Annotated in this window: 19 protein-coding genes; 9 read left to right on the plus strand and 10 right to left on the minus strand. The window is 71.7% G+C overall.

Annotation, left to right across the window (positions count from 1 at the left end; genetic code table 11):
• Positions 1 to 43: 43 nt before the first annotated feature.
• Positions 44 to 2,698 (minus strand): alpha-amylase family glycosyl hydrolase, encoded by a 2,655-nt coding sequence (locus ACGGCP_RS26050; RefSeq protein WP_392971376.1) that lies wholly within the window; start codon positions 2,696 to 2,698, stop codon positions 44 to 46.
• 157 nt (positions 2,699 to 2,855) lie between these two features.
• Positions 2,856 to 5,015: an RNA polymerase recycling motor ATPase HelR gene (helR, locus tag ACGGCP_RS26055; RefSeq protein ID WP_392971379.1), complete on the minus strand. Its 2,160-nt coding sequence runs from the start codon at positions 5,013 to 5,015 to the stop codon at positions 2,856 to 2,858.
• 421 nt (positions 5,016 to 5,436) lie between these two features.
• On the opposite strand from helR, the gene ACGGCP_RS26060 reads away from it, so the two are divergent.
• The 4 genes from ACGGCP_RS26060 to ACGGCP_RS26075 all read left to right on the plus strand — a co-directional run bounded on the left by ACGGCP_RS26060 (position 5,437) and on the right by ACGGCP_RS26075 (position 11,708).
• Positions 5,437 to 6,660: a hypothetical protein gene (locus tag ACGGCP_RS26060; protein WP_392971382.1), complete on the plus strand. Its 1,224-nt coding sequence runs from the start codon at positions 5,437 to 5,439 to the stop codon at positions 6,658 to 6,660.
• Entirely contained in the window at positions 6,657 to 8,042 is a 1,386-nt protein-coding gene (locus ACGGCP_RS26065; RefSeq protein ID WP_392971384.1) for a DNA polymerase Y family protein, read from the plus strand. The genes ACGGCP_RS26060 and ACGGCP_RS26065 overlap by 4 nt, the downstream gene beginning before the upstream one ends.
• Complete coding sequence (locus ACGGCP_RS26070; RefSeq protein WP_392971387.1) at positions 8,035 to 11,196, plus strand: error-prone DNA polymerase; 3,162 nt, start codon at positions 8,035 to 8,037, stop codon at positions 11,194 to 11,196. The genes ACGGCP_RS26065 and ACGGCP_RS26070 overlap by 8 nt, the downstream gene beginning before the upstream one ends.
• 110 nt (positions 11,197 to 11,306) lie before the next feature.
• Positions 11,307 to 11,708, plus strand: a complete 402-nt coding sequence (locus ACGGCP_RS26075; protein WP_392971390.1) for a hypothetical protein — start codon at positions 11,307 to 11,309, stop codon at positions 11,706 to 11,708.
• 44 nt (positions 11,709 to 11,752) lie between these two features.
• Here the strand turns inward: ACGGCP_RS26075 and ACGGCP_RS26080 are convergent, their stop codons facing one another.
• Both ACGGCP_RS26080 and ACGGCP_RS26085 read right to left on the minus strand, forming a co-directional pair.
• Entirely contained in the window at positions 11,753 to 12,214 is a 462-nt protein-coding gene (locus ACGGCP_RS26080; RefSeq protein WP_392971393.1) for an SRPBCC family protein, read from the minus strand.
• 80 nt (positions 12,215 to 12,294) lie between these two features.
• Positions 12,295 to 13,785, minus strand: a complete 1,491-nt coding sequence (locus tag ACGGCP_RS26085) for an MDR family MFS transporter (RefSeq protein WP_392971396.1) — start codon at positions 13,783 to 13,785, stop codon at positions 12,295 to 12,297.
• A gap of 185 nt (positions 13,786 to 13,970) precedes the next feature.
• Here ACGGCP_RS26085 and ACGGCP_RS26090 point away from each other — a divergent pair, with 185 nt between their 5' ends.
• Positions 13,971 to 14,537, plus strand: a complete 567-nt coding sequence (locus ACGGCP_RS26090; protein WP_392971399.1) for a TetR/AcrR family transcriptional regulator — start codon at positions 13,971 to 13,973, stop codon at positions 14,535 to 14,537.
• On the opposite strand, the gene ACGGCP_RS26095 is transcribed toward ACGGCP_RS26090, so the two are convergent.
• Complete coding sequence (locus ACGGCP_RS26095) at positions 14,534 to 15,148, minus strand: DUF4396 domain-containing protein (protein WP_392971402.1); 615 nt, start codon at positions 15,146 to 15,148, stop codon at positions 14,534 to 14,536. The genes ACGGCP_RS26090 and ACGGCP_RS26095 overlap by 4 nt on opposite strands.
• Before the next feature lie 170 nt (positions 15,149 to 15,318).
• On the opposite strand from ACGGCP_RS26095, the gene ACGGCP_RS26100 reads away from it, so the two are divergent.
• The 3 genes from ACGGCP_RS26100 to ACGGCP_RS26110 are packed head-to-tail and all read left to right on the plus strand — an operon-like array spanning position 15,319 to position 17,698.
• Positions 15,319 to 16,629, plus strand: coding sequence for a chloride channel protein (locus ACGGCP_RS26100; protein ID WP_392971405.1), 1,311 nt, complete (start codon positions 15,319 to 15,321; stop codon positions 16,627 to 16,629).
• A gap of 4 nt (positions 16,630 to 16,633) precedes the next feature.
• The gene (locus ACGGCP_RS26105) at positions 16,634 to 17,146 is read left to right on the plus strand and encodes a potassium channel family protein (RefSeq protein WP_392971408.1); all 513 of its coding nucleotides are present in this window, start codon (positions 16,634 to 16,636) and stop codon (positions 17,144 to 17,146) included.
• 51 nt (positions 17,147 to 17,197) lie between these two features.
• The gene (locus ACGGCP_RS26110; protein ID WP_392971411.1) at positions 17,198 to 17,698 is read left to right on the plus strand and encodes a hypothetical protein; all 501 of its coding nucleotides are present in this window, start codon (positions 17,198 to 17,200) and stop codon (positions 17,696 to 17,698) included.
• 3 nt (positions 17,699 to 17,701) lie between these two features.
• Here ACGGCP_RS26110 and ACGGCP_RS26115 read toward each other — a convergent pair whose 3' ends face one another.
• Genes ACGGCP_RS26115 through ACGGCP_RS26125 form a run of 3 tightly spaced genes read right to left on the minus strand, consistent with a single transcriptional unit; the run spans position 17,702 to position 21,224 of the window.
• Positions 17,702 to 18,820, minus strand: a complete 1,119-nt coding sequence (locus tag ACGGCP_RS26115) for a bifunctional 2-methylcitrate synthase/citrate synthase (RefSeq protein WP_392971414.1) — start codon at positions 18,818 to 18,820, stop codon at positions 17,702 to 17,704.
• Entirely contained in the window at positions 18,817 to 19,722 is a 906-nt protein-coding gene (prpB, locus tag ACGGCP_RS26120) for a methylisocitrate lyase (RefSeq protein WP_392971417.1), read from the minus strand. The genes ACGGCP_RS26115 and prpB overlap by 4 nt, the downstream gene beginning before the upstream one ends.
• Positions 19,719 to 21,224: an MmgE/PrpD family protein gene (locus tag ACGGCP_RS26125; protein WP_392971420.1), complete on the minus strand. Its 1,506-nt coding sequence runs from the start codon at positions 21,222 to 21,224 to the stop codon at positions 19,719 to 19,721. Before ACGGCP_RS26125 ends, prpB begins: the two co-directional genes overlap by 4 nt.
• A gap of 125 nt (positions 21,225 to 21,349) precedes the next feature.
• On the opposite strand from ACGGCP_RS26125, the gene ACGGCP_RS26130 reads away from it, so the two are divergent.
• Positions 21,350 to 22,753 (plus strand): short-chain fatty acyl-CoA regulator family protein, encoded by a 1,404-nt coding sequence (locus ACGGCP_RS26130; protein WP_392971423.1) that lies wholly within the window; start codon positions 21,350 to 21,352, stop codon positions 22,751 to 22,753.
• A gap of 3 nt (positions 22,754 to 22,756) precedes the next feature.
• Here ACGGCP_RS26130 and rocD read toward each other — a convergent pair whose 3' ends face one another.
• On the minus strand, positions 22,757 to 23,956 hold the full coding sequence (gene rocD / locus ACGGCP_RS26135; protein WP_392971426.1) for an ornithine--oxo-acid transaminase: 1,200 nt from the start codon (positions 23,954 to 23,956) through the stop codon (positions 22,757 to 22,759).
• Between the two features lie 19 nt (positions 23,957 to 23,975).
• The gene (locus ACGGCP_RS26140) at positions 23,976 to 24,356 is read right to left on the minus strand and encodes an acyl-CoA thioesterase (protein WP_392971429.1); all 381 of its coding nucleotides are present in this window, start codon (positions 24,354 to 24,356) and stop codon (positions 23,976 to 23,978) included.
• Between the last annotated feature and the right edge of the window lie 76 nt (positions 24,357 to 24,432).

Below are 24,432 nucleotides of genomic sequence, written 5' to 3' on the forward strand. Positions count from 1 at the left end.
CGCGGGGTCGCCGCGCGGCCGGTCCCTCATCTGGGAGGCAAGCCTAGAGGTAGGGCCCGGCGGTGCCGACCTGGCCGGGCGCGTCGGTCAGGGCGGTGTCGAGGACCCAGACGGCCATGTCGCCCTTGCCGGAGACGGTGGCGGTCAGGGTGCCGTTGGTGACGGTGGTGCTCGCCCCGGTGACGGCATCGGTGTAGGTGCCGTTGGGGATGCCGCTGAACGTGGCGTTGCTCGTGATGGCGACGAGCGCGAAGCTGTCGGTCGTCGCGTCGGTGTAGCGGCGCTTGAACGCGATGCCCCCGCTGATGCCCTCGGTGGAGTACTGGCCCATGGAGAGGGCCGGGACGGCGCGGCGGATCTCGTTGAGGCGCTGGAGGTGCTGCACGAGCGGCTGGTCCAGTGTGGTCGCGATGGCGCCGGTGGCCGAGTCGACCTGGCCGAAATCGCTCACTTCGAGGGTGCCTTCGAGGTGGTCGCCGAAGTAGGCGCGGCCGGTCGTGTCGAGCGGGCAGGTCGGGCCGCAGTCGATCTTCGCTCCGGCCTGGAACTCGATCTCCGATCCGTAGTAGAGGGTCGGGACGCCGCGGAACGTCCACATGAGGTTCATGTTCTCGGCCCACGCGTCGGTGCCGCCGGAGTAGCGGTTGCCGGACTTGTTGGGGCCGTAGTCGTGCGAGTCGACGTACACGGCGTTGAACGTGGCGTCGTTGACCCAGGGGTCGGAGTCCTTGCCGTTGTAGAACGCGTTGCCCGCTTCCCCGAAGTTCATGTGCATGCGCATGTCGATGATGTTCATGCCGGAGAAGGCGCTGTAGTCGGGCTCGTGGTAGGTGTTGCCGTCGAGGAACGCGTTGGTGCTGGTGGGCTGGTTCTCGGTGCCCTGCGTGTTCTCCCAGTTGTACTGCTCGAGGGCGGCGGTGACGTCGTCCGCGGAGTACTCGCGGCGCTCCTGCCAGGTGTAGAACTGGGCGGAGTGGTTGACCGAGCCGCGGTTCCAGCGGTCGTGCACGAAGGCCGCGACCTCGCCGAAGATGTAGAAGTCCTTGGCCTTCTCGGCGCCGTACTTGGCTTCGAGGTGCTCCTGGAGCGCGGGCAGGAAGACCCGGTTCCAGGTGACGCGCGGGATGTGGACGGCGGTGTCGACGCGGAAGCCGTCGACGCCCATGTCGATGTACTGCTTGTAGGCGCCGATCAGGTAGTCCTGGACCTCGGCGTTCTCGGTGTTGAAGTCGGCGAGGTCCTCGTGGAGCCAGCAGGAGCGGGCGTCCTCGCCCTCCCAGTTGCCGATCCAGCACTGGTGGTAGTGCTCGGCGGAGAACATTCCCGAAGTGGCGCTGGGCCACTGGCAGTTGTAGACCTTCCAGCCCTCGGCGCTGTACTTGCCGGAGAAGACGCCCCAGTTCCGGCACGTGTTCCCGGCGGGCTCGGCGGTGGACCACAGGTCGCCGTTGTAGTGGCTGCGGCCGGAGTTCGGCTCGACCGAGAGGCCGTCGTAGGTGAAGTCGGGGTTGTAGGTGTCGTAGAAGTCGGCCCACTGGGAGTCCTGGACGCCGTAGACCGTGGGGGTCTCCAGGCCCTCCGCGCCCCAGCGGGAGGAGTGGTTGAAGACCACGTCCTGGTAGATCTTCATGCCCTTGGCGTGGGCGGTGTCGATGAGGTCCTGATAGGACGCGCCGTCGGATTCGAGGCGGGCGTCGATCTCGTAGAAGTCGTACCCGTGGTAGCCGTGGTAGTCGTAGTCGGAGCGGTTGAGGACCACCGGGGTGATCCAGACGGCGGAGAAGCCGAGGCCCTTGATGTAGTCGAGCCGGTCGATGAGGCCGGAGAAGTCGCCGCGGAACATCGGGTCGTCGTACCCGGCGTTGCCGGAGGTCTCGTGCTTCGCGCCGCCGCGGTTGTTCGACTCGTCGCCGTCGTAGAAGCGGGCGGTCATGGCGAAGTAGATCGGGTCCTGGCGGGGGTCGCCGCCGAGCATCTCGCCGCCCGCGGCGGCGGGCGGGGCCTCGCCGGTGGTCGCCGCGGCCGGAGCGCTTGCGGCCGAGAGGTTCCCGGCCGCGTCGTAGGCCTGGACGGTGTAGCTGTAGGCGGTGTGCGGACTGAGGTTGCCGTCGGTGAACTTGGTCGAGGCGGTCGTGCGGGTGACGGTGCCCTCGGCGGAGGTGCGGGTGAGGCGGTAGCCGGTGACGGCCGTGTCGTCGGTGGCGGCGGTCCAGGACAGGATCACCGTGGTGGCGTTGACGGTGGCCGTGACCCCTTGGGGCGCTGAGGGGGCCTCGGTGTCGGGCTCGACCGGGGCGCAGGGGTCGGCGGCGTTCGCGGTGACCGCGCCGTTGGCGATGGTCGTCCGGCCCGTGCCCACGCGGTAGTTCGCGTAGTTGTTGTTGTCCCAAGTGCCGGAGCCGTTGTTGAAGACGACCTGCGCGCCGGCGGCGGAGCCGAGGTCGATCGTGTACGAGCGCCAGCCGTCGCACGCGGTCGCCATGGCGACGCCGGGGACGGCCGTCCAGGACGCGCCGTCGGGCGCGTAGTGGATGTTGACCGTCGTCCAGCTGGTCGAGGCGCGGTAGTAGACGGTGGCGGTGTTGGCCGCGCCCGCCGCGGACGGCACGGCCAGCAGCGCGAAGAGCATGGCGGCCAAGGCGAGTGCGGCGGCGAGCAGGCGGCTCCGCTGGGAACGGCGTGGTTGTCCGCGAGTCATGTCGAGCTCCTGAGGGCATGAATGGTCGATCGAGATGCTTCTTGCTGTTCCCAGATGGTTTCTTGCATGTTTTGCAAGAACTGTCCGAACTTTAGCACAGGATTTTCTATATAGCCATGTCTCGATCTGCCCGGTTCATGCCCCCGGGATCGGTTCGTCAAGCGCCCGTGAGGATCACCAGCTTCTGGGTGGCCCTGGTCATCGCCACGTACCGGTCCACCGCGCCTTCGACGCCCTCGCCGAAGCGCTCCGGGTCGACGAGCACGACCAGGTCGAACTCGAGTCCCTTCGACAGCTCGGGAGTGAGCGAGCGGACCCGCGCGGTCGGTGCGAACGCAGGGTCGCCGATGACGCAGGCAGTGCCGTCGGCGTGCTCGGCGAGCCATGCGCCGAGGATCGCGTCGAGGTCCGCAATGGATCCATGCTGGACGGGAATGCCGCTGCTGCGCACCGAGGTCGGCACGTTGGCGTCCGGGATCGCGGCCCGGATGACCTGCTCGGCCTCGGCCATGACCTCCTCGGGCGTGCGGTAGTTGATGCTCAGGGCGGCCAGGCGCACCTGGCGCAGCCCGACGCGCTCCAGCCGCTCGCTCCAGGACTCGGTGAACCCGTGCCGGGCCTGGGCGCGGTCGCCCACGATCGTGAAGCTCCGCGACGGGCAGCGGCGCAGCAGCATCTGCCATTCGGCGTCGGTCAGCTCCTGGGCCTCGTCGACGATGACGTGCGCGAACGGCCCGGCCAGCGGGTCGGCCTCGGCGGCCTCGAGGTCCTCGTAGTGGACCAGGGCGTCCTGCAGGTCGGCGCCCTTGAGCAGGATCATCTCCTCCACGTTGCCGTCCCCGGCCCCCAGGATCTCCTCCACGACCCGGTCGATGACCTCCCGCTCGGAGGCGATCTCGGCCTCCCGGCGGCGGGCGAGGCGCGAGGCCTCGGGGTCGCCGAGCCGGTGCCGGGCGGCGTCCAGGAGCGGCAGGTCGGCGGTGGTCCAGGCCTTCGGCTCCTCGCGGTAGAGCAGCGCGACCTGGTCCTCGTCGAGCCAGGGCGCGCACATCCGCAGGAAGTCGGGGACCGCCCACAGCGCCGCGACGAGGTCGGTCGGCTCTATGACCGGCCAGGCCTTGTCGAAGGCCTTCACGAGTTCGCGGTTGCGGGCGAGGGACCGGCGCAGCAGGTCCTCGTCGACCTCGTCCTCGTCGTGCTTCTCGGCGATGATCGCGACGAGCTCGTCCCAGATCTCCTCGCGCGCTTCGTTGTGGGGCGTGCCGAGGCCCGCCGCGTCGAACGCGTCGGCCCAGTCGTCCGGGGTGAGCGCCACTTCGGCCCAGTGGGTCTCGACGAGCAGCTCCTCAGCGGGCGGGCGCTCGTACCGGCGCACGGCCGGCTCGACCGCCTTCACCATGTCAGCGCGCATCTTCAGGGCGGCCGTCCTGGGGTCGGCCTCCTCGGGCGCGTGCTCGCCCTCGGGCTGGAGGTCGCGGACCGTGCAGGTCTGCACGCCCTCCTCGCCGAGGCTGGGGAGGACGTCGGCGACGTACGCCAGGTAGGGCTGGTGGGGCCCGACGAAGAGGACGCCGCCCTTGTGGTGGCCCACGCGCGGATCGGAGTAGAGCAGGTAGGCGGCGCGGTGGAGGGCGACGACGGTCTTGCCGGTGCCGGGGCCGCCGTCGACCACGAGCGTGCCGCCCGCCCCGGCGCGGATGATCGCGTCCTGGTCGGCCTGGATGGTGCCGAGCACGTCGCGCATCCGCTCGGACCGGCTGGAGCTGAGGCTGGCGATGAACGCCGACTGGTCGTCAAGGGCTGCATTGCCTTCGAGTCCTTCGAGGGTGAACACCTCCTCCCAGTAGTCGCTGATGCGGCCGCGGGTCCACCGGTACCGGCGGCGGCTGGCCAGGCCCATGGGGTCGGCGTGGGTCGCGCCGAAGAACGGCTCGGCGGCGGGCGAGCGCCAGTCGAGCAGCAGGCGGCGGCCGTCGCCGTCGGTGAGCCCGAGGCGCCCGATGTAGACGGTCTCGCCTTCGGTGGTGACGGTCCGGCCGAGGCACAGGTCCAGGCCGAAGCGGCGCAGGGCGCCCAGGCGCCCGGTCAGCCGGTGGATCTCCCGGTCGCGGTCGGCGGCGGCCTGGCCTTCGAACCGCCCCGTGCCGCCCTCCGCTCTACGAAGGGCCTCCAGGCGCGCGGCGACCTCGGCGATCGACGCTTCGAGACTGGCCGCGACGGCAGCGAAATGGCGCTCGTCGTCGGCGATGAGCTTCGGATCGGCCTTCGCGGCGAGGCGGTCGGGCAGTTGGAAGGCGCTGGACGGCGTTGCACGCATGCTGACTCCCACGTGGATTCCGGCTTGAGAGACGATTGTGCACCCCTCTGACCTGCGAAAACTCACCCCGGTGCACCCTTGTGCGGCACCCCCGCGATATATTCTGAAGTGGGAAGAGGCGCAGGCCCTTCCCTTTCGTGTTTTCCAGGGGCCGGAGGGCTCGGCGCAGCAAGAGCCGCTCGCCGCGCCGTTCTGCCCCTTCTCGGTCATTCGGGCCCTTCACACGCGATGCGATCACGCCGGTCCCGGACGGCCCGATCATCGCGGAACGACGTTTTCGCGGCCATTACATGCCATGTGACCTGGGCTGAGCCGCAGGAGTCCGCCAAGAGATTTATCGAACACCAGTTTGAGGTTGCGCACTGCCCGCAGTTCGATATGGTGATCTTGATACACATGTTCGACAGACACGGGGGAACTGGTGGCGACATCCGTCGCGGCCGCGCTGGCCGCTGAGCTCGGCCTGCGCACCGCCGCTGAGCTGCGCCCCGCGGCACGGCCCGGGCGCGAAGCCCGCCGCGCGGGCGAGCCGCCCGCTGCGGACGCGGCCCGGAACGCCGCCACTGAGCCCGTCGTCCGCGGTGCCGCCGTCGCCAAGCCCCGCCCGGTCGGCTCGCCGACCGAGACCGCCCCGCAGGCGTCGAAGGCCATCCTCCCCGTCACCCCCGACATTTCCGGGCTCCTCCCCTACGGCGGACTCGCGACTGTGACCGCAATCATGGCCTCGCGGCGCGGGGCGACCTCGCTGCTGTGGCGGCTGCTGGCCGGTCCTACCAGGTCAGGGGCGTGGTGCGCCCTGGTCGGGATGCCGCAGGTCTACCCGCTGGCGGCGACGGCCGCCGGGGTCGATCTGGGGCGGGTCGCGCTGGTCGACCCGGGGCCGCTCGTGGTCGAGGCGGCGGGCACACTCGCCGAGGGCGTCGGCGCGGTGGTGGTGCCGAGCGAAGGGCTCACGCCGACGCAGACGCGGCGGCTGGCCGCTCGCGCGCGCAAGAGCGGCACCGCGATCATCTGGTGGGAGACCCGACCCGTGGCGGGCGCCGACGCCCGGCTCGAAGTGGCCCGTGCGAGATGGAAGGGCTTGCGCCCCAACGCCGGACGGCGCTGGGGCGCCGGACGCCTCGACGCCTGCGAGCTCGAAGTCGCCGCCCACTGGCGCTCCGGCGGCACCCGGCAGGGTCAGGTCTGGCCCTACGGAGGAGCGTCGGAGGCGAACCGCGCCGGAACGAAGCGCTCCACCCGCGCGAACGTCATCGACCTGCGGACGAGGTCCGGGCGAAGCTGGACGGCGAACCGAGTCGGCGAGGTCGCGGACCATCAGGCCGACCTCGCGGGCCCGGGGACCCTCCCTCCCCCTCCCCACCCACCCACCACCGCCACCGCCGTGATGCCGGCTGCCGCCTCGACCGGGCGCGCTCCGGTCGAGAGTGGTGATGACCCCGGTGCCTCCGGAAAATTCCGGATTCGTTCCGGTGCAGCGGTTGCATCCGCCGACGTGTCCAGTGTGGCAGGGGGGTACGACAATTCAGCACCCTCGGTGACGACAGTCTCACTCCCCGATCTCGTGTCGCATCAGCGGATCGACGGTGCGGCCTCCGGCGGCGAGGTGGTTCGGCTCCACCGCGGTAGAGGCGATCGCTCATGAGCGTGCGGGTGCGCAGGGCCGGGAGCCGGGTGCTCGTGATGCGGCTCGTCGACTGGGAGGCCGAGGAGTCAGCCGCGTTCGAGCCGGTGCTCGACGCGCTCGACATGCTCACGCCCTACGTCGAAGTGCTCGAACCCGGCGTCGTCGCCGTGCCGCTGCGACGCGGCGCGGGCGACGAGGCCGCCTTCTGCGAGACCCTCATCGACACCGTCTCCGGGCTCGTCGACCAGGACTGCCTCACCGGGGTCGCCGACGGCCTGTTCGCCGCCGTCCTCGCCGCCCGCGAAGGCCGGATCGTCCCGGCCGGGCGCGACGCCGCCTTCCTCGCCCGGCGCGACATCCGCGACCTCCAGGCCACCGGCCTGGTCGACGCCGAGACCTGCGAAACCTTGCGGCACTTGGGCATCGACACCCTCGGCGCCTTCCGCGACCTGCCCGGCCAGGCCGTCGCCGAACGGTTCGGCGCGAACGCCCGCCGCGCCCAGCTGCTCGCCGCCGGGCAGCTCGCCCGCCCGCTCGTCCCCCGCCCGGCCGCCCCCGAGCTCACCGTGACCGACACCCCCGAGACCCCGTACGCCACCGTCGAGCAGGCCGTCTTCGCCGCCCGGCCCCTCGCCGAGCGCCTGCTGTCCGTACTGGACGGACGCAACCTCGCCTGCACCCGCGTAACGATCACTGCCCGCACCGGCAGCGGCATGGAACGCCGCCGCACCTGGCAGCTCGACCCCGCCATCGGCGCCGCCGAACTCGCCCGGCGGGTGCGCTGGCAGCTCGAAGGCTGGCTCTCAGGCAGCGCCGCAAGCGAAACGGTTGACGAGACCGCGCACGCCGTCACCGTCCTCGAACTCGCCCCCGGCGGGCTCATCGGCCTCGTCGCGGCTGGGCGCGGCTTGTGGGGCGACAAGGGCGCCCAGGACGTGAAGGCCGAGGCCGCCCTCCGGCACGCCCAGAGCCGGTTCGGCCCCGACGCAGTGCAGATCGCCGCCGCCACCGACGGCCGCGACCTCCCAGAGCGGTTCGGTTCCGCCGCTTGGGAGGTCGAGCACGCCCCGCCGCCGCCCTCGGGGCCGTGGCCCGGGACGCTGCCCGATCCGCTGCCCAGCCTCATCGGCACCGACGAGCAGGTGGCCGTCCTCGACGCCGCCGGGACCCCGGTGCAGGCCCTCGCGCGCGGCGACCTGTCCGCCGCGCCCGCGCTGGTCGCCTTGGGCGGCAAGCGGATCCCGGTCGTCGCATGGGCCGGGCCGTGGCCGGTGTCCGAGCGCTGGTGGAGCCCGGCGGCCCGCCGCTACGCGCGCCTCCAGGTCGAGCTCGCCGACGGCCGCGCCGCCCTCCTCGTCTGCGAAGGCGGGCAGTGGAAGGCGGTGGGCTGGTATGACTGACTACGCCGAGCTGCACTGCCACTCGCACTACTCGTTCGCCGACGGCGCGGACGCCCCCGCCGCGCTCGCCGCCGAAGCCCACCGGCTCGGCCTCACCGGGCTCGCGATCACCGACCACGACGGCCTGTACGCGATCCCGCAGTTCGACACGGCCGCGATGAAACTCGGCCTCCCGACGGTGTTCGGGGCGGAGCTGAACCTCGACCTGGTCCGGTCCCGGCGCGGGCAGGTCGACCCGGCCGGTCGCCACCTCGTCGTCCTCGCCCGCGACCCCGACGGCTACCGGGCCCTCTCCCGGGCGATCACGGCCGCCAAACTCGCGGGCGGCGAGAAGGACCTGCCCAGGTACCGGCTCGCAGAGCTCGCCGCCCACGCCGACGGCGGCTGGCAGGTCCTCACCGGCTGCCGCAAGGGCTTCCTCAACGCGGCCTTGGACTCCGGTGGTCTCGACAGTGCCGAGGCCGCGCTGCGCGAACTCGCCGACGCGTTCGGCCCCGAGCACCTGGCCGTCGAACTCACCTGCCACGACCTGCCCGGCGACACCGAGCGGATCGAAGCGCTCGCGGGCCTGGCCAGCCGCTTCGGTGTGCCCACAGTGGCCACCAACAACGTCCACTACGCGGCCCCGCACCGCGCCCGCACCGCCGCCGCGCTCGCCGCCGTCCGGGCCCGCAGCACCCTGGAGGCGACCGACCCGCACCTGCCCGCGAACGCCGGGGCGCACCTGCGCAGCGGCGAGGAGATGGCGCAGCGCTTCGCCGACTTCCCCGAGGCCCTGGCCGAGTCCGTGCGGATCGCCGCCGAATGCGCCTTCCAGCTCAAGCTGCTGGCCCCCCGCCTGCCGCATTTTCCGGTTCCGGAGGGCCTCGACGACGACACGTACCTCGCAGCGCTCACCGATAAAGGCGGCACCGAGCGGTACGGGCCGCCGGGGGCCGATCCGAAGGCGTGGAAGCAGATCCGGCACGAGCTGCGGGTCATCGCGCAGCTCGGGTTCAGCGGCTACTTCCTCATCGTCGCCGACATCGTCGACTTCTGCCGGGACAGCAACATCTACTGCCAGGGCAGGGGATCGGCCGCGAACAGCGCCGTCTGCTACGCCCTCGGCGTCACCAATGTGGACCCGGTGGGGTTCGGCCTGCTGTTCGAGCGGTTCCTCTCGGCTGAGCGCGACGGCCCGCCCGACATCGACCTCGACATCGAGTCCGGCCGCCGCGAGGAGGTCATCCAGTACGTCTACAACAAGTACGGCAGAGACCGGGCCGCCCTGGTGGCCAACGTGGTCACCTACCGGCCCCGCTCGGCGGTCCGCGACGCCGCCAAGGCCCTCGGGTACGGCCACGACCAGGCCCTCGCGTGGTCCAAGCGGCTCCACCGCTGGGGCGGCATCGACCCCGCCGAGGCCGAGGGCATCCCCGCCGACGTCCAGTCGCTCGCCGCCGACTTCCGGGACCTGCCGCAGCACCTGGGCATCCACCCCGGCGGCATGGTCCTCACCGAGCAGCCGGTCAGCGAGATCGTCCCCGTCGAGCCCGCCCGCATGAAGGACCGCACCGTCCTCCAATGGGACAAAGAGGACTGCGCCGACGCCGGGCTCGTCAAGTTCGACCTGCTCGGCCTGGGCATGCTGGAGGCCCTGCACCGCATGGCCGACCTCGTCCTCGGCTTCCACGGCAGGCAGGTCGACCTGTGGCGGCTGCCTCCCGACGACACCGACGTCTACGACATGCTCTGCCGGGCCGACACCGTGGGCGTCTTCCAGGTCGAGTCCCGCGCCCAGATGGCGACCCTGCCCCGCCTGCGCCCCAGGCACTTCCACGACCTCGTCGCCGAAGTGGCGCTCATCCGCCCCGGGCCCATCCAGGGCGGGGCCGTCCACCCGTACCTGCGCCGCCGCCACGGCGAGCCGTGGCGGCACCTGGTGCCGGAAGTCCTCCACAAGTCCCTGGAGCGCACCTACGGCGTGCCGCTGTTCCAGGAGCAGCTGATGCGCATCGCCATCGACGCCGCCGGATTCGACGCCGGGGAGGCCGACAAGCTCCGGCGCGCCATGGGCGCCAAGCGGTCAGAGGAGCGCATGGAGGAGCTGCGCGAACGCCTCTACTCGGGCATGGCCGGGAAGGGCATCACCGGCGCCGACGCCGACCGGCTCTACGAGCAGCTGCGGTCCTTCGCCGACTTCGGCTTCCCCGAGTCGCACGCCGCCAGCTTCGCGTTCCTCGTCTACTCCTCCGCCTGGCTCAAATGCCACTACCCGGCCGCGTTCTACGCCGGGCTCCTCGCCAGCCAGCCCATGGGCTTCTACTCCCCCGCCTCGCTCATCGCCGACGCCCAGCGCCACGGCCTCACCGTGCTCGCCCCCGACGTGAACGCCAGCGAGGCGGTCGCCTCGCTCATCCCCTCCGGACGCGAGCTCCGCGCCCCGCTCCTCGGCGAGGCCGACCTGCGCCTGGGCCTCGACGGCGTCAAGGGCCTGGGAGCGCCCGCCGCCGAGCGCATCACGGCCGAACGCGCACAGGGCGGCCCGTTCCAGAGCCTCGCCGACCTGGCCCGCCGGGCCGGACTCGGCAAGGAGCGCATGGAGAAGCTGGCCGTCGCCGGGGCCCTGGAGAGCCTCGAGCCCGACCGCCGCAAAGCACTGTGGACGGCCGGGACCGTGGACGAGCGGCCCGGCACGATCCCCGGCACCGGGCCCGCCGCGCCGCCGCCGACCCTGCCCGGCATGAGCGGGGCCGAGCTCGCCCGCGCCGACTACACCGGCCTGGGACTCTCGGTCCGGACCCACCCGATGGAGCTGGTCCGCGCCGGTCTCGACGCCGCCGGGGTCCTGCCCGCCGCCCGGCTGCCGTACGCCGAGGACGGCGAGCGGATCGAGGTCGCCGGGATCGTCACGCACCGCCAGCGCCCCTCGACCGCGAAGGGCGTGACGTTCCTGAGCCTGGAGGACGAGACGGGCATCGCGAACATCGTGTGCTCGCAGGGGCTCTGGAAGCGCTGGCAGGGCGTCGCGTCGGTCGCGCGGGCGCTGGTGATCCGGGGCGCGGTGGAGAAGCCGGTCGACGCGGCCCGGGACACCATGCCGATGATCGTGGCGGACAAGCTGACGGTGCTCGACCTCAACAGCCCGACCGCGCCGTCACGCGACTTCCGCTGAGACGCACATCACTGATTCCGGGGGTATGGAAACCGCGGCCAATCCACGTCTTGATTGGTACCAAAGGAGCACCGATAACGGTGCGCCCCAAGCGAATTGGAGACTCCACAATGAACAAGACCTGGATTGCGCGCGCTGGTCTGGCCCTGGGTGCGGGCCTCGCGCTCGCCGCGAGCTTCGCCGCTCCCGCCCAGGCCGCCGACGCCGGGCTCGAGCTGAAGGACCCGGGCGGGAAGCTGATCGCGGAGATCATCCACCACGACAACGGCGACGTGTTCTCCGTGCACGACTGGTACGCGGACGGGCACGGCGTGCGCGGGAGCCTCTACCTGGTCGAGGACGGCGAGTGGGTGCTGCTGGAGAGCATCTACAACGGACTCGGGTCCGGGGAGTTCACGACGTTCAGCTGGAACGTCGTCACCGGCGAGGAGTACGTGATGGAGGTCTGCTCCGTCGACGGCGCGAACGACCCGGAGCCGAACGACTGCGCGTTCCTGGAGATCACCGAGTAGTCGGCGCTGCGCGAACGAGGCCGGGCCCCTTCGGGGTCCGGCCTTCAGCGTTCGAGGTAGGCCTCGAGGTTGAGGAGCGAGGAGGCGAGGCCTTCGGCGTGGTCTTCGGCGCTGACGCCGTCGGGGACGCCGTGCGCGGTGATGGTGACGCGGGTGCCGTCGACGGTCGGTTCGAGGGTCCACGCGCCGGTCATGGTGCCCGCGAAGGCGGGGTCGTCGGAGACGAAGTCGACTTCGGTGACGATGCGGGTGTCGGGGACGAGTTCGATGAAGCGGGCTTCGACGACGTCGGCGTCCGCGGTGGTCTTGCCGGGCGCGTCCGAGGGGTCGTCGTAGGTGAGGACCATGCGGTAGGAGCCGCCGGGGCGGGCGTCGTAGTGCTCGAAGCGGCCGGTCATGCCTGCGGGAGGGAGCCAGGCGGCGAGCGCTTCGGGGTCGGTGAGGGCGGCGTAGACGCGTTCGGCGGAGGCGGGCACGTCCCTGCTGGCTTGGTCGGTTCGCGGCATCTCCGGACGGTAGCACCGGGCACTGACAGGGGATGCGAAAAGGCCCGGCTCCTTGGGGAGCCGGGCCTTCGCCGGTGCTGCTAGTGGGCGGGGACGGCGTCCCCGGCCGGGTTGTCGGCCTTCTTCACGAGGAAGGCGGCGGCGACGGCCACGACGGCCATCGCGGTGCCGCACAGGAAGGCGAGGTGGATGCCGTCGGCCTGGGCGCCGACCTCGTTGGCGCCCGCGTCGACGGCGGCGGCCGCGCCGGTGGTCATCAGGGTGATGAACACGGCGGTGCCGGCCGCGCCCGCGACCTGCTGGAGGGTGCTCATGATGGCGCTGCCGTGGGGGTAGAGCTCCATGGGCAGGGACCCGAGCGAGGAGGTCATGAGCGGGGTCATGAGGCTGCTGAGGCCGAGGCTGAGCAAGACGTGGATGACCACGACGAACCAGACCTCGCTGGTCTGGTCGAGCATCGTCATGAGGCCGAGGGCGCCCGCGAGGACGACCGCGCCGGGGATGACGAGCGGGCGGGGGCCGACCTTGTCGAAGATGCGGCCGACGATCGGGCCGGAGAGGCCCATCGCGAGGCCGCCGGGGAGGACCACCAGGCCGGTCTCGAGGGTGTCGAGGCCGAGCACGCCCTGCAGGTACAGCGGCAGCAGGATGAGCGAGCCGAAGAGGGTCGCCATCGAGACGAGCAGCATGATGATGCCGACGGTGAACGAGCGGCTCTTGAAGACCCGCAGGTCCATCAGGGCCGCGTCGCGCTTCTGGAGCCGGAGCTGGCGGAAGACGAACAGGACCAGGGCGACGGCGCCGGTGGCGACGGCGGCGTACGGCGAGATCGGGGTGTGGTGGCCCGCCGCCGACTCGCCGAGGCTGCTGAGGCCGTAGATGATGCCGCTGAAGGCGACTGCGGAGAGCAGCGCGGAGAGCAGGTCGAGCTTGACCGGGCGGGTCTCGCCGAGGTTCTTGATGAGGACCCCGCCGAGGACGAGCGCCAGGACGGCGATGGGCAGCACGGCCAGGAACATCCAGCGCCAGGTGAGGTTGTTGAGGATGAACCCGGAGAAGGTCGGGCCGATCGCGGGGGCGACGGCGATGACGATGGTGATGAAGCCCATCGTGCGTCCGCGGCGCTCGGCCGGGACGAAGGTCATCACGGTGGTCATGAGGAGCGGCAGCATGACCGCGGTGCCGCTGGCCTGGATGACGCGGGCGGCCACGAGCATCGGGAAGACCGTGGAGACCCCGGCGAGCAGGGTGCCCGCGGCGAACAGCCCGATGGCGGCGAGGAACACCGTGCGGGTGGTGAAGCGCTGCAGGATGAGGCCGGTCATGGGGATGACGACGGCCATGGTGAGCATGAAGCCCGTGGTCAGCCACTGCACGGTGGCGGCGGTGATCGTGAACTCCTCCATGAGGCGCGGCAGCGCCACGCCCATGACGGTCTCGTTGAGGATCATCACGAAGGTGGCCACGAGGAGCACCCCGAGCACGATCTTGATCTGGCTCGACATGCCCTGTTCGGGTGTCGGCGGGGCGTCGGCCTCTGGTGTCTCGGCCGGTCGTTGGTCAACGGTCATGGGGGATTGTTTCCTTCGGTGGTGTTCCTGCCCGGTGCCGACGCGCCCGCACCTGCGTCCTCCGGGGTGTCGGAGGGTGACGGAGCGCGCGCACCGGAAAGTGTCAGTGACTGTCAATCATTGCAGTTGCTACCATCCGCCGCATGGGCACCGGTGGGAGTCTGCGAGAAGTGTCACGTCGGGCCGTGCAGTCGAGGATCGCACGGACTGCTGAACAGCTGTTCGTAGCAAAGGGATTCGAGGAGACGACGGTCGACGAGATCGCCGCCGCCGTCGGGATGTCCCAGCGCAGTTTCTTCCGCTATTTCGCCTCCAAGGACGAGGTCGTGCTCGACAGCCTGGAGCGGCTGGGCCTGGACCTGGCGGCGCGGCTGGAGTCGCGTCCGCTGGAGGAGCCGGAGTGGGACTCGCTGCGGCACGCGTTCGAGCCGGTCGTGGAGCGCCTGGCGGATCCGGTGCTGCGCGAGCACGACGCGGCGCTGCAGCGGATCGTGGACGCGAGCCCGCGCCTGTTCGCGGCCTACCTGGGGCGGCTGGACGGGCTCCAGCGCGAGCTCGCCGACCGGCTGCTGACGCGGGCCGCGCAGCGGCGCGGGTGCGTCCCGGACTCGGTGGTGCTGCGGGCGATGGTGGGCGGGGCGTTCGCGTGCCTGCACGCGGCGATAACGCACGCCGTGGCCCGGCCGGAGGATTTCGGGCACCGCCTCGACCTGACGATGGAGGCGCTGCGCCCCGCCGCCGCCGCGCGTTAGTGGTGCTGGTGGTGCTGGTGCACGACCGCGTGGCCCTTGCCGCGTGAGATGAGCGCGCGGTTGATCGGGACCGTGACGACGAACGCGATCGCGAGCGCGGCGGCGAGCATGAGCCAGAACCGGTAGTCGGACAGGCCCATCTCCATGCCGCCGGGGATGGCGATGATGAACGCGTTGTCCACGATCTCCATGACCGCGATCGAGATGGTGTCGGCCGCGAGCGCCACCTTCAGCGCGTCCTTGAAGGTCAGCCCGGCGCTCATGACGCCTCGCATGGTCAGGGCGTAGCCGAAGACGAAGGCGAGGAAGATCGCGAGGGCGATCGTCGGGACGCCGTGCCAGCCGAGGGCGGTGCCGATGACGACGCCGAGGACTTCGCCGATCGCGCAGCCGGTGAGGCAGTGGAGGGTCGCGGAGGCGGCCATGCCCCAGCTCGCCTTCATCGGCTGGGGCGCATGGGCGGCGTGGTCCTCGTGACCGGCGTGCGCGCTGTGGTCGTGCGCCGCATGGTCATGGGAGGCGTGGCCGTGGGCGTTGTGGTCGGGTTCGCCGCTTCCGGCGTGGCGTGCGTGTTCGTCGTGTCCGTGGTGCTCGTGGGCGGAGTGGTCCACAGGTGCTCCTCAAGGTTCGGCGGCCCGGGGCGGCCGCGACGAGTCATGGTATACCCCCTCAGGGTATGTTGCAAGAGGGATTCGAGATGCGGGAAGCGCAATGCCCTGCGCCCCGCCCGCGAGCGTAGGAAGATCCACAGTGCAGCGGTCGCGGGACATTGGAGGGACGCATGGCAGAGGGCACAGAGGCGCAGGCCCCCGAACGGCTCGGCGGCCGGTATGTGCGCGTGCTCGGCCTCGCGGCCCTCATCGGCGTGCCGATCTCGGTGGCGGCCTTCGCGTTCCTCGCTCTCCTGCACTGGCTCACGCACTTCGTGTGGGAGGGCCTGCCCGAGCACTGGGGACTCGACCCGGTGCCGTGGTGGTGGCCGTTCCCGTGGCTGCTGATCGGCGGCGCGCTCGTCGCGCTCGCGATCACGAAGCTCCCCGGGCACGGCGGGCACGTCCCGATCGACGGGCTCTCGGCCGAACCGGTGCAGCCCTCGCACCTGCCCGGGGTCCTGCTCGCGGCGCTCGGCGGCCTGCCGCTCGGCGTCGTGCTCGGCCCCGAGGCGCCGCTCATGGCCGTCGGCGGAGGCCTCGCGACGATCCTCACGAGCAGGTGGGCGGTCAAGGGCGGCCCCGAGAACGCGCTGCTCGGCGCGTCCGGGTCGGCCGGGGCGGTCGCGGTGATCTTCGGCAGCCCGCTGGTGGCGGCCGTGTTCATCCTCGAATCCGTCGGCCGGGCCGGGCTGCGCCAGACCAGGGTCGTGCTCCCCTGCCTGCTCTCGGCGGGCATCGGAGCGCTGGTGTTCACCGGCCTCGGCGACTGGACCGGCCTGCCGATCACCACGCTGGCCCTGCCCGGCCTCAACGTCCCGGCCCGGCCCGACCTCGCCGATCTGCTGTGGACGATCCCGCTCGCGCTGCTCATCGCCGTGGGCGTGCGGCAGATCCACCACCTCGGGCGTCTCCTCGTCCCGCACGCGAACCGCAGGCCCGCGCTCATGGCGATGGGGGCGGTGACGGTGACCGCGGTCGCCGCGGCGCTCTACGCGCTCCTGACCGGCCGCTCCCCTGTGGAGGTGCTGCTGTCGGGGCAGGACGGGCTCGGCACGCTCACCAGCGAGGGCATCGCGCCCGGCAGCTGGGCGCTCGTCGCCCTGCTGGTGTTCAAGGGCCTGGCGTACGCCGTCTCGCTCGCGACCCTGCGCGGCGGCCCGATCTTCCCCGCGGTGTTCCTCGGCGCGGCCTTCGGCGTCCTCATGAGCGGACTCCCCGGGTTCGGGCTCGGCCCGGCGATGGCCGCGGGCATGGCCGCCGCGACCGCCGCGATCCTGCCGCTGCCGGTCTCCGCGGCCCTCCTCATTGTGCTCCTGCTCGGAACCGAGTCCACCGGGATGGCCCCGATCGTGCTCATCGCCGTCGTCGTCGCGTTCGTCGCCGAACAGCTCATCGACCGGCCCCGCAAGGACGCCGCCCCGGCGACCGGGACGGCGTGACGCCATGCGCGACAAGGAAGCCTCGCGGCCACACCCCTGGCGCTGGGTGCTCGCGTGCGCCGCGCTCGTCGCCGTCTACTCCGTCGTCCCCGTCGCCAGCGAACCCGACACCGTGGTCCTGGTCCTGCGCTGGGTCGCCACCGTCGTCCTGCTCACCGTCCTGGTGTTCGCGATCCGCTGGCAGGCGGTGCGGCAGATCGTCGAGCCCGAGGCGCCGCTCGGGGCATTGGTCGTGGGCATCGTCGCCGGACTGCTCATGTTCGCGCTCATCGACTACGGCCTGGCCGTGCACCGGCCCGGCGAGTTCCACGGCATCGACACCCGCGTCGACGCGCTCTACTACGCGCTGAGCACCCTGCTTACGGTCGGCTTCGGCGACGTCTCCGCGCAGGGCCAGATCGCCCGGGTCCTGCTCTGCTTCCAGATGGCCTTCAACATCACCGCGATCGCCGGGTCGGCCTCGCTCGTGACCCGCAAGTTCACCGAGCGGGCCGTCCGCGCCCGCGGCAACCGCTGAGCGCCTGGAACGTGCCTCATAGGCTTGGAGCCGGAGAAGTGGAGGCCGCCCATGCCGTCGCACGAACAGACCACGGTCGTCCTCGGGCACCTCACGGGCCGCAGCCCCGCCTGGGGGCTCACCTGGTGGGGCGAGGAGCGGCGGTACCGCACCTCCGCGCATCCGTACCGCCGCCCCGAGACGGGCGACCATATCGTTGAACTGCGCTGCCCCGCATGCGATGCGGAGCTGCTCCTGCGCGTGCGCAGCCTGGCGCTGTCGCGGCTGATCCGCAAGCGGTTCCTCATCGCGGCCGCGATCGGACTCGTGCTCGTCGCGGTCACCGTCGCAATCGGGCTCGGCTCCGAGTACGCGGGTACCCCGATCCCGCTCCCGTCCCCGTTGGGCACGAGCCTGCTCGTCGCGTTCCTCGCGGGCGCGGCGGCGGCCGGGATCGGCCTGTACGGGTGGCGCAACGAGTCCGCGCTGCGCCTGTACACCGAGACCGTGAAGGGCGACGAGCACCACCGGCTGCTGTCCGGCGCCGAGCCGCATGACGCCTCGGCGCCGTGACGCTCAGGCCGCCAGCGGGATCGCGCGCTGCGCGGGTCCGGTGTAGGCGCTCAGCGGGCGGATCAGCGCGTTCGACTCCAGTTGCTCGATGACGTGCGCGGTCCAGCCGGTGATGCGGGACATGACGAACAGCGGCGTGAACATCGGGATGTCGAAGCCCATGAGGTAGTAGGCGGGCCCGGCCGGGAAGTCCAGGTTCGGGTGGATGCCCTTGGCCTCCAGCATGGCCGCCTCCAGCTCCTCGTACATCGCGACCCAGCGCTGGCCGCCGGTGAGCTCGGCCATCTCCACGAACGCGGCCTTCATGGTCGGCACGCGCGAGTCGGCGTCCTTGTAGACGCGGTGCCCGAAGCCCATGACCTTCTCCTTGGCGGCCAGGCGCTCCAGGAGCCAGCTGCGGGCCAGCGCCGGGTCCTCGATCTCGAGCATCATGCGCATGACGGCCTCGTTCGCGCCGCCGTGCAGCGGGCCCTTGAGGGCGCCGATGGCGGCGGTGACGGCCGAGTAGATGTCCGAGAGCGTCGAGGCGACGGTGCGGGCGGTGAACGTGGAGGCGTTGAAGCTGTGCTCGGCGTAGAGGATCATCGAGATCTCGAAGCAGCGCAGCACTTCCGGGGCCGGGACGGTGCCGAAGCACATGTGGAAGAAGTTCTCGGCGAAGCCGAGCGACGGGTCGGGGGCGATGCGGGCGAGGCCTCTGCGGCGGCGGAAGTCGTGGGCGACGACCGTGGGCAGCTTCGCGAACATCGCTTCGGCTTTGGCGCGGTTGGCGGCCGGGCTGTTGTCGTCCTCGGCCGGGTCCTCGGCGCCGAGGCAGGAGACGGCGGTGCGCAGCAGGTCCATCGGGTGGCAGTTGTCGGGGAGGCGGTCGACGACGGCGATGGTGGAGCGGGTGACTTCGCGTTGCGCGCCTTCGCGTTCGGTGAATCCGGCGAGGGCGTCGGCGGCGGGCAGGTCGCCGTACCAGATGAGGTGGGCGACGGCCTCGAAGGAGCAGGAGCGGGCGAGTTCCTGCACGGGGTAGCCGCGGTAGGTGAGCGAGTTCGTCTCGGGCACGACCTCCGAGATCGCGGTGGTGTCGGCGACGACTCCGGCGAGGCCCTTGCGGATGTCGGTGCTCATGCGTCCCTCCCGGGGATCTCGAAGTCGAAGAGCTGCTGGTCGAACGCCGTGTAGGAGGCGTAGTCGACCAGTTCGTAGAGGCGGGCGCGGGTCTGCATGCCGGCGATGTGCTTCGCCTGGGTGCCTTCGGTCTCGAGGGTGTCGAAGAGGTCTTCGACCGCGCCCATGGCGGCGCGCAGGCTCGAGACGGGCCAGATGACGAGGTTGTAGCCGAGGTCCTCGAGCTGGCGGGCGGTGAGCTGCGGCGAGGTGCCGAACTCGGTCATGTTGGCCAGGAGCGGCACGTCGACGGCGTCGCGGAAGGCCGCGAACTCGGCTTCGGTGCGCATGGCCTCGGGGAAGACCATGTCGGCCCCGGCGTCCACATAGGCTTTCGCGCGGTCGATCGCGGCGTCCAGGCCCTCGATCGCGCGGGCGTCGGTGCGGGCGCAGATGAGGAAGTCAGGGTCGGTGCGGGCCTGGACGGCGGCCCGCACGCGCTGGAGCATCACCTCGCGCGGGACGACCTCTTTGCCGTCGAGGTGGCCGCAGCGCTTGGGGTTGACCTGGTCTTCGAGGTGGCATCCGGCGAGCCCGGCGTCCTCGAAGGACGCGATCGTGCGGGCGACGTTGGCGGCCTCGCCGAAGCCGGTGTCGGCGTCGATGAGCGTGGGAAGGTCGTGGGCGCGGGCGATCTGGCCGCCGCGCCCGGCGACCTCGGTGAGCGTGGTGAGGCCGATGTCGGGCAGGGCGAGGTCGGCGGCGAGCGCCGCGCCGGAGACGTAGACGCCTTCGAAGCCGCGTGCGGCGACGGCGCGGGCGACGAGCGGCGAGAACGCGCCGGGGAGGCGCTGGAGCCGTCCGGAGGCGAGCCCGGCGCGCAGGGCCTTGCGCTTCTGGTTCGGCGAGATGCGCTGCGTCATCGGAAGAGTCCTCCGGTCTCGGGTGCGGCGAGCGTGCCGGGAGGGGCGGCGAGGTTCAGTGCCTGGACCTCGGCCGCGTCGAGGGTCTCGAGGCGGCAGGCGAGGTCGAGGAACCGGTCCTGCTCCCGGTCGTCGACGACGCCTTCGGCGAGGGTGCGGAACTTCGCGATGTACTGGTCGCGGGCGAAGGGCCGCGCGCCCCGGGGGTGGGCGTCGGCGACGGCGAGCTCGTCGTCGATCGTGGTGCCGTCGTCGAACACGACGGTGACGTGCCCGCCGAACGCCCGCTTGTCCGGGTCCGGGTCGTGGTAGCGGCGGGTCCACTCCTGGTCTTCGAGGGTGCGGACCTTGTGCCACAGGGCCACGGTCGATTCGCGGTGGGCGCGTTCGGGGGTGTAGGAGCGCTCGTGGTGCCAGTCGCGGTCTTCGAGGGCGACGGCGAAGATGTACATGATGGAGTGGTCGAGGGTCTCGCGGCTCGCGCCCGGGTCGAGCTTCTGCGGGTCGTTCGCGCCCGTGCCGATCACGTTGTGGGTGTGGTGGCTCGTGCGGATCACGACGTCGGCGACCCGCGAGAGGTCGGGGATGCGCGGGGCGAGCCGCCGGGCCAGGTCGATGAGCGCCTGGCTCTGGTACTCGGCCGAGTGCTCCTTCGTGTAGGAGTCGAGGATGGCGCGCTTGGGCTCGCCGGGCGCGGGCAGCGGCACCGTGTAGCGGGCGTCGGGTCCGCTGAGGAGGCGGGCGATGACGCCGTCCTCGCCCTCCCAGATCGGGGAGGGCGCGCCTTCGCCGCGCATGGCCCGGTCGACCGCTTCGACGGCGGCCTTGCCCGCGAACGCCGGAGCGTACGCCTTCCACGACGAGATCGCGCCCTTGCGCGACTGCCTTGTGGCCGTAGTGGTGTGCAGCGCCTGGCCGATCGCCTGGTAGATCACCTCGGCGTCGAGGCCCATGAGCGTGCCGATCCCGGCCGCCGCGGACGGGCCGAGGTGCGCGATGTGGTCGATCCGGTGCTCGTGCAGGCAGATCGCGCGCACCAGGTCGATCTGGACCTCGTAGCCGGTGGCGATGCCGCGCACGAGCGCGGCCCCGTCGAGCCCCCGGTGCTGGGCGACCGCGAGCACCGGCGGGATGTTGTCGCCCGGGTGCGAGTAGTCGGCGGCGAGGAACGTGTCGTGGAAGTCCAGCTCGCGCACCGCGACCCCGTTCGCCCACGCGGCCCACTCGGGCGAGGCGCGCACCTCGGGCGCGGCGCCGAACACGGCCGAACCGGGACGGTACGGGTGCGCGAAGGCCTGCGCGCGGGCGTTCGCGACCGGGCGGCGGGCCAGCGAAGCGGCCGCGACGGCCGCGTTGTCGATGACCCGGTTGCCGATCATCTCGGCCACGTCGGGCTCGACGGGGACCGGGTCAGTGGCGACCTCGGCGAGCTTCCAGGCCAGCTGCGCCTCGCGCGGCAGGTGTTCGCGCGAGGCGTGGGTGCGGACGGGGTGCTCGATCATGCGGCGGCTCCTTCTCAGTTATCTTCACAGTATGTACAGCCGCATAGCACGGTGAAAGCACTGAACATGTGCTTTCTTGTGGAAATATCGGCTCCATTTTGTGAATCTTGTGAAAGGACCAGTTCATGGCGTTGAAGACGGCCAAGGTCGGGCTGCGGCTGCGCCGGTTCCGCGAGGAGCAGGGACTCACCCAGGCCTCCCTCGCCACCGCGCTCGGCATCTCCACGAGCTACGTCAACCAGATGGAGTCCAACCAGCGGCCCATCACCGGGCCCGTGCTGCTGCGCCTCGCCGAGGTCTTCGACGTCGACGTGCAGCGCTTCTCCGCCGCCGAGAGCGACCGCCTCGACGCCCAGCTGCGCGACGCCCTCGCCGACACCGCCCACGCCGAGCAGGTCTCCCCCGGCCAGACCCGCGAACTCGCCGAAGGCATGCCCGAACTCGCCCGCTACGTCGTCGACCTGCACCGCCGCTACCGGCACGCCGTCGAACGCAACACTGCCATGAGCGCCGAACTCGACGCGGGAGCCGCGCCCACCGCGTACGAGGAAGTGCGGGACCTGTTCTACGCCAAGCGGAACTACGTGTACGAACTCGACTCCGCCGCCGAGAGGATCGCCGCCGAACTCGACCCCGCCGACCTCGCCGCCGAACTCACCCGGCTCCTCGCCGCCCGCCACCGCACCACCGTGACCACCCTCGGCGTCGACGAGCAGGCGGGGGCCAAGCGCCGCTTCGACCCCGACGGCCGCGTCCTGCGCGTCTCCCCGCTCCTGACGCCGGGCCAGCGCGCCTTCCAGCTCGCCACGCACCTCGCGCTGGCCGGGCACGCCGAGCTCATCGACGGCCTCGTGGCCGCCGCCGACCTCTCGGGGCCGGAGGCGCGGGCGCTGGCGCGGATCGGCCTGGCGAACTACTTCGCGGGGGCGCTCATCCTGCCGTACAGCGTGTTCCGCAGTGCTGCAGAGGAACTGCGGTACGACATCGACCTGCTGCAGCGGCGGTTCCGGGTCGGGTTCGAGACGGTGGCGCACCGGTTGAGCACGCTGCAGAAGCCGGGCGCGCGGGGCGTGCCGTTCTTCTTCGTGCGGGTGGACCGGGCGGGGAACATCTCGAAGCGGCAGTCGGCCACGGACTTCCACTTCTCCCGCGTGGGCGGCAGTTGTCCTCTGTGGAATGTCTATGAGGCGTTCGCGCATCCGGGCGAGATCCGGACGCAGCTGGCGCAGATGCCGGACGGGCGCGCGTACCTGTGGGTGGCGCGCACGGTGACGCGCCGGTACGGCGGGTACGGGACCCCGGCGAAGACGTTCGCGATCGGGCTCGGCTGCGACCTGCACCATGCGCACCGGCTCGTCTACGCCGACGGGCTGGACCTGGCGAGCCCGGCGGCGCTGACGCCGATCGGGCCGGGCTGCAAGGTGTGCGACCGGTCGGGCTGCCCGCAGCGGGCGTTCCCGGCGATCGGCAGGCCGCTGGACGTGACGGACAACCGCAGCGGGTTCACCCCGTACCCGTCGTCGGTCTGAGCCTCAGCCGATGGCCTCGGCGAGGGCGGCGACGCCCTGGTCGATCTCCTCGGGCGTGATGACGAGCGGCGGGGCGATGCGGACGGTGCGTTCGTGGGTCTCCTTGGCGAGCACGCCGAGGCGCATCATCCGCTCGCACACCTCGCGGGCGCTCGGGCCGCCCTCGGCGAGGTCGACGCCCGCCCAGAGGCCGCAGACCCTGATGTCGGACACTTTGGACCGGTCGAGCCCGGCGAGGGCGCCTTCGAGGTGTTCGCCGAGGTCGCGGGCGCGGCGCTGCCATTCGCCGGTGGCGAGCATCGCGACGACCTCGGCGCCGACGGCGGCGGCGAGCGGGTTGCCGCCGAACGTGGAGCCGTGGGTGCCGGGCGTGAAGACGTCCATGACGTCGCGGTCGCACGCGACGGCCGAGACGGGGACGATGCCGCCGCCGAGGGCCTTGCCGAGCAGGTACACGTCGGGGGTGACGTCCTCGCGGTCGCACGCGAAGGTGTGTCCGGTGCGGCCCAGGCCCGACTGGATCTCGTCGGCGATCATGAGGACGCCGTGCTCGTCGCACAGGCGGCGGACCTCGGCGAGCCACCCGGCGGGCGGGACGAGCACCCCGGCCTCGCCCTGGACGGGTTCGAGGAGGACGGCGGCGGTGTCGGGGCCGATGGCGGCGGCCAGGGCCGCGCTGTCGCTGTAGGGGATCGAGTCGAAGCCGCCGCTGTAGGGCCCGAAGCCCTCGCGGGAGGCGGGGTCGGAGGAGAAGCCGACGATGGTGCTGGTGCGGCCGTGGAAGTTCCCGTCGAACACGACGATCCGGGCGCGGTCGGCGGCGATCCCCTTGCGGCTGTAGCCCCATTTGCGGGCGGCCTTGATCGCGGTCTCGACGGCTTCGGCGCCGGTGTTCATGGGCAGCACGGCTTCCTTGCGGCAGAGCGCGGCGAGGCCGGAGAGGAACGGGCCGAGCGTGTCGGTGCGGAACGCGCGCGAGGCGAGGGTGATCCGGTCGAGCTGGGCGTGGGCGGCGGCGGTCAGGCGCGGGTGGCGGTGCCCGAAGTTCACGGCCGAGTAGGCGGCGAGCCAGTCGAGGTACCGGTTCCCTTCGGTATCGGTGACCCACGCGCCCTCGCCTTCGGCGATGACGACCGGCAGCGGGTGGTAGTTGTGCGCGCCGTAGCGCTCCTCGAGTGCGGACAGGTCGCTCGATCGGTTCACGGAGTCCCTTTCAGTTGAGTCAGTCTGCTTGGGGCGCTTCGGCGGCGACGACCATGTGGAAGAGGCCGCGCACCGCCTCGCGGCGTTCGCCCGTGGGGAGCGTCTCGGCGACCACGACGACCGAGACGGCCATGGAGCGGCGGCCGCGCCGTTCGACGGCGGCGGTGGCCTCCACGAGGTCGCCGGGGCGGATCGGCTGGGAGAACACGATCTCGTCGGCGCCCGCGCACACGACGTCGGCGCGGGCCTCGCGGCTCGCGGCGACGAACGCGGCACGGTCCATGAGGGCCATCGCGGCCCCGCCGAACAGGGTGCCGCGGTGGTTGAGCTGCTCGGGGAAGACGACGTCGGCGATCGTCGGGCCCGGTGGCGTCATGGCGGTCGGCTCCTCAGGATTCATGGTTCGCAGTATGCGTACACCGCGGGCTCGGACGAAACGGCTGGAACTGTGGTTTCTTGCGGAATCTTTCGGACCG

The organism is Glycomyces sp. NPDC048151 (genome assembly GCF_043202775.1).
Taxonomy (GTDB): Bacteria; Actinomycetota; Actinomycetes; order Mycobacteriales; family Micromonosporaceae; genus Glycomyces.